Source organism: Streptomyces sp. NPDC045955 (assembly GCF_056430805.1).
The window spans coordinates 489,868-496,900 of the sequence record NZ_JBWKKY010000005.1; the positions used below are offsets into that span (position 1 = coordinate 489,868).

Annotated in this window: 5 protein-coding genes; 2 read left to right on the plus strand and 3 right to left on the minus strand. The window is 70.9% G+C overall.

Annotated features, from left to right (window positions below; genetic code table 11):
• The first annotated feature begins 22 nt into the window (after positions 1–22).
• Complete coding sequence (locus AC07F0_RS13735; RefSeq protein WP_478978192.1) at positions 23–1,249, plus strand: ROK family protein; 1,227 nt, start codon at positions 23–25, stop codon at positions 1,247–1,249.
• A 405-nt stretch (positions 1,250–1,654) separates the two neighbouring features.
• Positions 1,655–4,402 carry a pyruvate, phosphate dikinase gene (gene ppdK, locus AC07F0_RS13740; protein ID WP_478978194.1) on the plus strand — a complete coding sequence of 916 codons (2,748 nt, stop codon included), beginning with the start codon at positions 1,655–1,657 and terminating at the stop codon, positions 4,400–4,402.
• Between the two features lie 218 nt (positions 4,403–4,620).
• Here the strand turns inward: ppdK and AC07F0_RS13745 are convergent, their stop codons facing one another.
• The 3 genes from AC07F0_RS13745 to AC07F0_RS13755 all read right to left on the minus strand — a co-directional run bounded on the left by AC07F0_RS13745 (position 4,621) and on the right by AC07F0_RS13755 (position 6,966).
• On the minus strand, positions 4,621–5,139 hold the full coding sequence (locus AC07F0_RS13745; RefSeq protein ID WP_436731046.1) for an NUDIX hydrolase: 519 nt from the start codon (positions 5,137–5,139) through the stop codon (positions 4,621–4,623).
• A gap of 92 nt (positions 5,140–5,231) precedes the next feature.
• Positions 5,232–5,732 carry an excalibur calcium-binding domain-containing protein gene (locus tag AC07F0_RS13750; RefSeq protein ID WP_478978251.1) on the minus strand — a complete coding sequence of 167 codons (501 nt, stop codon included), beginning with the start codon at positions 5,730–5,732 and terminating at the stop codon, positions 5,232–5,234.
• 109 nt (positions 5,733–5,841) lie between these two features.
• Positions 5,842–6,966: an alkaline phosphatase PhoX gene (locus AC07F0_RS13755; RefSeq protein ID WP_478978197.1), complete on the minus strand. Its 1,125-nt coding sequence runs from the start codon at positions 6,964–6,966 to the stop codon at positions 5,842–5,844.
• Between the last annotated feature and the right edge of the window lie 67 nt (positions 6,967–7,033).

Here is a 7,033-nt window from a genome sequence, read left to right on the forward strand (position 1 = left end):
TGAGAAACACAAGGGGGTGTGCATGACCGGACGGCCCGTCAGAACGGGACGAGGTGCCGGCCAGGCGAGCGCCGGCGAACTGCTCGAACTGGTGCGCAGTCGCCGCGCCGTGACCCGGGGTGCGCTCCAGCAGGCGACCGGGCTGTCGCGGGCCACCGTCGGGCAGCGGCTGGACCGGCTGTTCCGCGCGGGCTGGCTGCGCGAGGGCGCCGGGGGGCCGGTGGACTCCCCGTTGGGCGGGCGTCCCTCCATCACCCTGGAGTTCGACGACGAGCACGCGGTGGTCCTGGCCGCTGACCTCGACACCCGGCACGCGCGGGCGGCCGTGCTGTCGCTGAGCGGCGAGATCCTGGCCGAGCACTCCGGCACCCTCGTCGTCGAGGACGGGCCGGACTCCGTGCTGGGCGAACTCGGCCGCTGGTTCGGCGAGCTGCTGGAGAAGACCGGCCGCGGGGTCGAGTCGGTGTGCGGGGTCGGGCTCGCCGTGCCCGGCCCGGTCGACACCGAGACCGGCCGCGTCGTCCAGCCGCCGATGATGCCCGGCTGGGACGGCTACGACATAAGGAGCCGGCTGGCCCGGGCGCTCACCGAGCACACGGGCGCCGCCGCCGTGCCGGTACTGGTGGACAACGACGCCAACCTCATGGCATACGGCGAACAGCGCACCGGCTATCCCGACTGCTCCGCCTTCGTGCTGGTCAAGGTCTCCACCGGCATCGGCGCCGGGGTCGTCGTGGGCGGCGCGGTGTTCCGGGGCGTCGACGGAGGCGCCGGGGACATCGGGCACATCCGGGTGCCGGAGGGCGCCCAGACGCTGTGCCGGTGCGGTTCCTACGGCTGTCTGGCCGCCATCGCGAGCGGCGGCGCGGTGGCGCGGCGGCTGGCGGAAGCCGGGGTGCCGGCGGCCTCCGGCTCGGACGTCCGGGACCTGCTCGCCTCCGGGCATCCCGACGCGGTCGGCCTCGCCCGGGAGGCCGGGCGCCGGGTCGGGGACGTGCTGGCGACCGTGGTGACGCTGCTCAACCCCGGGGTGCTGATGATCGCCGGGGATCTGGCCGGAACCCCGTTCCTCACCGGCGTACGCGAACTGCTCTACCAGCGGGCGCTTCCCCGCTCCACCGCCCACCTGGACGTCGTGACGGCACGGCTCGGCGAGCGGTCCGGGCTGGTCGGAGCCGGGGCGATGGTCGTGGAGCACCTCTACGCCCCCGAGCGGGTGGAGGAGCGGCTGCGCGCACTCGGTGTATGACCGGGACATTTCGGCCCCGGGACGCGTCCGCATGGTGAAATCTCGTCGGCTGTGGCAGCGTGATTCTCGCCACCCTTGATAAGGGTTGCGCTCAGATGAGCGGATCTTGAGCGGCTGCACTTCTCCAAAGGGTGGCACTCAGTGCCACCCTTTGATCGTTCATCGAGCGAAATCAAGCGTGGCGAACGCCGCTCATGTGAGCGGCCAACGGGCTCAATGGAGGTCAGTGCATTCAGGAAGTGAAAACATACGGCTGTGATCGCTTGCCGAGCCTTGACTTTCGATCCACTGGCGGACGAGTGGTTACGGGCGTATGACGCGCGAGTGGACGTACCCAGAAGCCTTTGATCTGGGTATGTTCCTCGCCGTCAGGGCAGCCACCGCGTCCTCGAGGAGTCGAGACCCGTGTCGGAAAACAAAGATCCCCACGTAGCTGAGCACGGTAAGAGTGTTGAGGGCGTGAAGTTCGTTTACGACTTCACCGAGGGCAACAAGGACCTCAAGGACCTCCTCGGTGGCAAGGGCGCGAACCTCGCCGAGATGACGAACCTGGGCCTTCCGGTGCCGCCCGGCTTCACGATCACCACCGAGGCGTGCAAGGTCTACCTCGAAAGCGGCGAGGAGCCGGCGGCACTGCGTGACGAGGTGAGTGCGCACCTCGACGCGCTCGAGGCCCGCATGGGCAAGAAGCTCGGCCAGGCCGACGACCCGCTGCTCGTGTCGGTGCGCTCGGGCGCCAAGTTCTCCATGCCCGGCATGATGGACACCGTCCTCAACATCGGCCTCTCCGACAAGTCGGTGCAGGGCCTGGCCAAACAGGCCGGCGACGACCGCTTCGCCTGGGACTCCTACCGCCGCCTCATCCAGATGTTCGGCAAGACCGTCCTCGGCGTCGACGGCGAGCTCTTCGAGGACGCGCTGGAGGCGGCCAAGGCGGCCAAGAAGGTCACGGTCGACACCGAGCTGGAGGCGGCCGACCTCAAGAAGCTCGTCACCAAGTTCAAGAAGATCGTCAAGACCGAGGCCGGCCGGGACTTCCCGCAGGACCCGCGCGGGCAGATGGACCTCGCCATCCACGCGGTCTTCGACTCCTGGAACACCGACCGCGCCAAGCTCTACCGCCGCCAGGAGCGCATCCCGCACGACCTCGGCACGGCCGTCAACGTCTGCTCGATGGTCTTCGGCAACCTGGGCCCCGACTCCGGCACGGGCGTGGCGTTCACCCGTGACCCCGCCTCCGGCCACCAGGGCGTCTACGGCGACTACCTGCAGAACGCCCAGGGCGAGGACGTGGTCGCGGGCATCCGCAACACCGTGCCGCTCGCGGAGCTGGAGCAGATCGACAAGAAGTCGTACGACCAGCTGATGCAGATCATGGAGACGCTGGAGAACCACTACAAGGACCTCTGCGACATCGAGTTCACCATCGAGCGCGGTGTGCTGTGGATGCTCCAGACCCGGGTCGGCAAGCGCACCGCGGGCGCGGCCTTCCGCATCGCGACCCAGCTGGTGGACCAGGGGCTGATCGACGAGGCCGAGGCACTCACCCGCGTCAACGGCGCCCAGCTCGCGCAGCTGATGTTCCCGCGCTTCGACGAGAGCGCGAAGGTCGCGACCGTCGGCCGGGGCATCGCGGCCTCCCCGGGCGCGGCGGTCGGCAAGGCGGTCTTCGACTCCTACACCGCCGTCAAGTGGTCCCGCTCCGGCGAGAAGGTCATCCTGATCCGCCGTGAGACCAACCCCGACGACCTGGACGGCATGATCGCCGCCGAGGGCATCCTGACCTCGCGCGGCGGCAAGACCTCCCACGCGGCCGTCGTCGCGCGCGGCATGGGCAAGACCTGTGTCTGCGGCGCCGAGGAGCTGGAGGTCGACACCAAGCGCCGCCGGATGACCGTGCCGGGCGGGCACGTCGTCGAGGAGGGCGACGTCGTCTCCATCGACGGCTCGACGGGCAAGGTGTACCTCGGTGAGGTACCGGTCGTGCCGTCCCCGGTCGTGGAGTACTTCGAGGGCCGGATGCACGCCGGTGCCGAGGACGCCGACGAGCTCGTCGAGGCGGTCCACCGCATCATGGCGTTCGCCGACCGCAAGCGCCGCCTGCGCGTGCGGGCCAACGCGGACAACGCCGAGGACGCACTGCGGGCCCGCCGCTTCGGCGCCCAGGGCATCGGCCTGTGCCGCACCGAGCACATGTTCCTCGGCGACCGGCGCGAGCTGGTGGAACGGCTGATCCTGGCCGACACCCAGGCCGAGCGCGAGGAGTCGCTCAAGGAACTGCTGCCGCTCCAGAAGCAGGACTTCGTCCAGCTCTTCGAGTCGATGGACGGCCTCCCGGTCACCGTCCGCCTCCTGGACCCGCCGCTGCACGAGTTCCTGCCCGACATCACCGAACTGTCGGTCCGCGTGGCCCTGGCGGAGTCCCGCCAGGAGCCGCACGAGAACGAACTCCGCCTCCTCCAGGCGGTCCACCGCCTGCACGAGCAGAACCCGATGCTCGGCCTGCGCGGCGTGCGCCTCGGCCTGGTCATCCCCGGCCTGTTCACCATGCAGGTCCGGGCCATCGCCGAGGCCGCCGCCGAGCGCAAGGCCGCCAAGGGCGACCCGCGCGCCGAGATCATGATCCCGCTCGTCGGCACGGTGCAGGAGCTGGAGATCGTGCGCGAGGAGGCCGACAAGGTCATCGCCGAGGTCGAGGCGGCCTCGGGCACGCACCTCAAGCTGTCCATCGGCACGATGATCGAGCTGCCGCGCGCCGCCCTGACCGCCGGTCAGATCGCCGAGGCCGCCGAGTTCTTCTCCTTCGGCACGAACGACCTCACCCAGACGGTGTGGGGCTTCTCCCGGGACGACGTGGAGGCGAGCTTCTTCACCGCGTACCTGGAGAAGGGCATCTTCGGCGTCTCCCCGTTCGAGACGATCGACAAGGACGGCGTCGGCTCCCTGGTGAAGCTCGCCGCCCAGGCCGGCCGCGAGACCCGCCCCGACCTCAAGCTCGGCGTCTGCGGCGAGCACGGCGGCGACCCGGAGTCGGTCCACTTCTTCCACGAGGTGGGACTCGACTACGTCTCCTGCTCCCCGTTCCGCATCCCGGTGGCCCGGCTGGAGGCGGGCCGGGCGGCGGTCCAGTCGCAGGGCAGCGACCACCGGTAGACCGTGGCCCGCGCAGGGGCCACTTCACCGTGGCCCCTGCGGGGTTGCTCAGAACCCGGAGCCGTCGGCGGTCCCCGACCCTCACCGATCGCGGCGGCTCCGGAGCGCGGAGGAGAGCGGGGGCGCACCTTGTGCGGAGGTGCGCCCCCCCTCTCCCGTGATCCGTCCGGGCAGGGCCAGGGACAGCGCGAGGGACGCCAGGACGATCGCCGCCCCGGTCACCGGGGCAGGCCTTCCCGCAAGGCTACGACGGTGCCGGTCAGGGCGGCCTCGTGCAGGGCGGTGAGAGCCGGCAGCGGGACCGCCAGCGGAGTGGATTCCAGGTCGGCGAGGGCGAACAGGCCGTCCTGGTCGTGCTCGTCGCTGCGCCTGACGGGCTGTGCGGGGGCGAGACGGCCGCCGTGGAAGTAGAAGTCGAGCACCGGGCCCGTGCCCTTCACATCGGCCCGGTGGTCGTAGCCGACGAACCGGGGCTCCCGGTCCAGGACGATGCCGGTCTCCTCGTGCAGTTCCCGGCACGCGGCACCGAGGGGGTCCTCCCCGTGGTCGAGCATGCCGCCCGGCAGCCCCCAGAGGCCGGCACCGGGCTGGCCCTCGGCGTAGCGCAGCAGCAGCATCCGGTCCTCGGCGTCGAGGAGCAGGACGCACGCGGCGACGATGGTCTGCGGCAGCGTCCTGACCCACTCGTCACGCGGCAGCACGCGCGGTACGTCGGTGGCGGGCACGGTCGTGTCCACGGTGGTGTTCCTTCCGTCGTCCGGGCAGCCCGGGACGAGCTGCCCAAACGGTGGAACGGCCCAACGCGCCGATGGTCACCGGCGTACACGTGTCACGTGTCGCAGGCGATCCCGTCGTCGTCACGGTCCAGGTGGGAGGCGTAGCCGGGTTCACCGCGGTGGATGGGGGCGGCACCGGCGGCACGGACCGCGCTGCAGTTGGCGTAGTAGACGTCTTCGGAGCCACCCGAGCCACCCGAGCCGCCCGAGCCGCTGTCGTCGGAGCCGCCGCCCGCGGCCGGCCGTGCGGTGACCGTGGTGGTGGCTCTGACGGTCTTGGTGGCGGTGACCGTGGGAGCGGGTTCCGGCTTCTTCGCGAGCGGTGTCGCGGTGGCGGTGGTGGTCGCGGTGACCGTGACGGTCGGCTGCGGCTTGGCGGCCGCGGGTTTCGCGTCGGCCGTCGTATCGCCGGAGGCGCCGATACCGACACCGATGAACCAGGCCAGGCCGAGGGCGGGCAGGAGGTAGCGCTTGCGGGCCCAGCGGGGCGCCGTACGGGCGGGCTGTGGCGCGGGATACGGGTTGGCGTGCGGGCCGGTGTACGGATTGGTCATGGTCATCCCCCCAGTGGTGGTGCGTGAGGGGATGACCGTAGGCCAGGGTGACCCCGGATGAGGGAGAGGTGACCATCTTGTGATGGTCAAGTGAAGACAGGTCGTGCGGCTACGCGCGGAACGGGCCCCTCACCTCGTAGGTGATGCCGCCCGAGGAGGTGCCGCTGGTGCCGCGTTGACTGGAGAAGTACAGGCGCGTGCCGTCCGGGGAGAAGGCCGGGCCCGTGATCTCCGAGCCGGACTGGCCGTCGATGCGCAGGAACGGGGCGACCACGTCGGTGGGGGTGATGACGCAGATCTCCATGTTGCCGCCGTCCTCGGCGACGAAGAGGTCGCCGGAGGTGGTGCCCGTGACGTTGTCGACGCCCGTGAGAGGGGCCGTGCCGCCGGTGACCAGGGAGTCGTCGTAGGCGAGTTCGATGGTCTGGGCGGCGGCGTCGTACTGCCAGACGCGGTTGTCGCCCTTCGTGGTGAACCAGCAGGTGTCGTTCGCGTAGTAGCAGCCCTCGCCGCCGTTGAAGCGCTTGGCGCCGGAGACCTGGCCGCGGGTGGCGGTCGCGCCGGAGGGGTCGGGAACCCGGGCCCAGGTGGCGGGGCCGCTCGTGCCGCTGCCCGCCACCATGACCTCCAGCGTGCCGGAGGAGAGGTCGCCCCACGTCGTCGGCCGGAAGCGGTAGAAGCAGCCGTCCGTCACGTCTTCCGTCATGTAGACGACCTGGCGGACCGGATCGGCCGCGGCCGCCTCGTGCTTGAAGCGGCCCATCGCGTCACGGCGGACGGAGGCCCTGGCGCCCCAGGGGTCGGTCTCGAAGACGTAGCCGCGGTCGACCTCCTCGCAGGACAGCCAGGTGTTCCACGGGGTCTTGCCGCCGGCGCAGTTCTGGCGGGTGCTGGACAGGATCCGGTACGCGCCGGTGATCGCGCCCGTCGACGAGAACTTCACCGCGCTCGCTCCGCCGCCCGGGCTGATCTCCGAGTTCGAGACATAGATCCAGCCCGTGCCGTCGGCGTAACAGGCGCCGCCGTCCGGGGCGTTGTGCCAGGTGTACGACGTCGTCCCGACCCGCTGGCCCGACCGGGCGATCACCCTGCTGGTGAAACCGCTGGGGAGTCTGATGCCGTTGGCGTCCGGGGAGCCCAGCGGCCCGTAGGGGCCGGCGCCGGGCTGGGCCGGGGGGGGGGGGGGGGGCCCCCCCCCCAAAGGTTTTCCCCAGGGGGAGAGAGGGACCTCCAAGGAAGAAACCCACAAAAGGACGCCAAAGTCCCCCCCCCCCCCCAAAAAGGTCCTTCCCCCCCTCCCC

Coding starts and splice junctions, on each gene's coding strand:
- AC07F0_RS13750 (WP_478978251.1), bottom strand. CDS start 5,732: ATGACCAATCCGTACACCGGCCCGCACGCCAACCCGTATCCCGCGCCA.
- AC07F0_RS13735 (WP_478978192.1), top strand. CDS start 23: ATGACCGGACGGCCCGTCAGAACGGGACGAGGTGCCGGCCAGGCGAGC.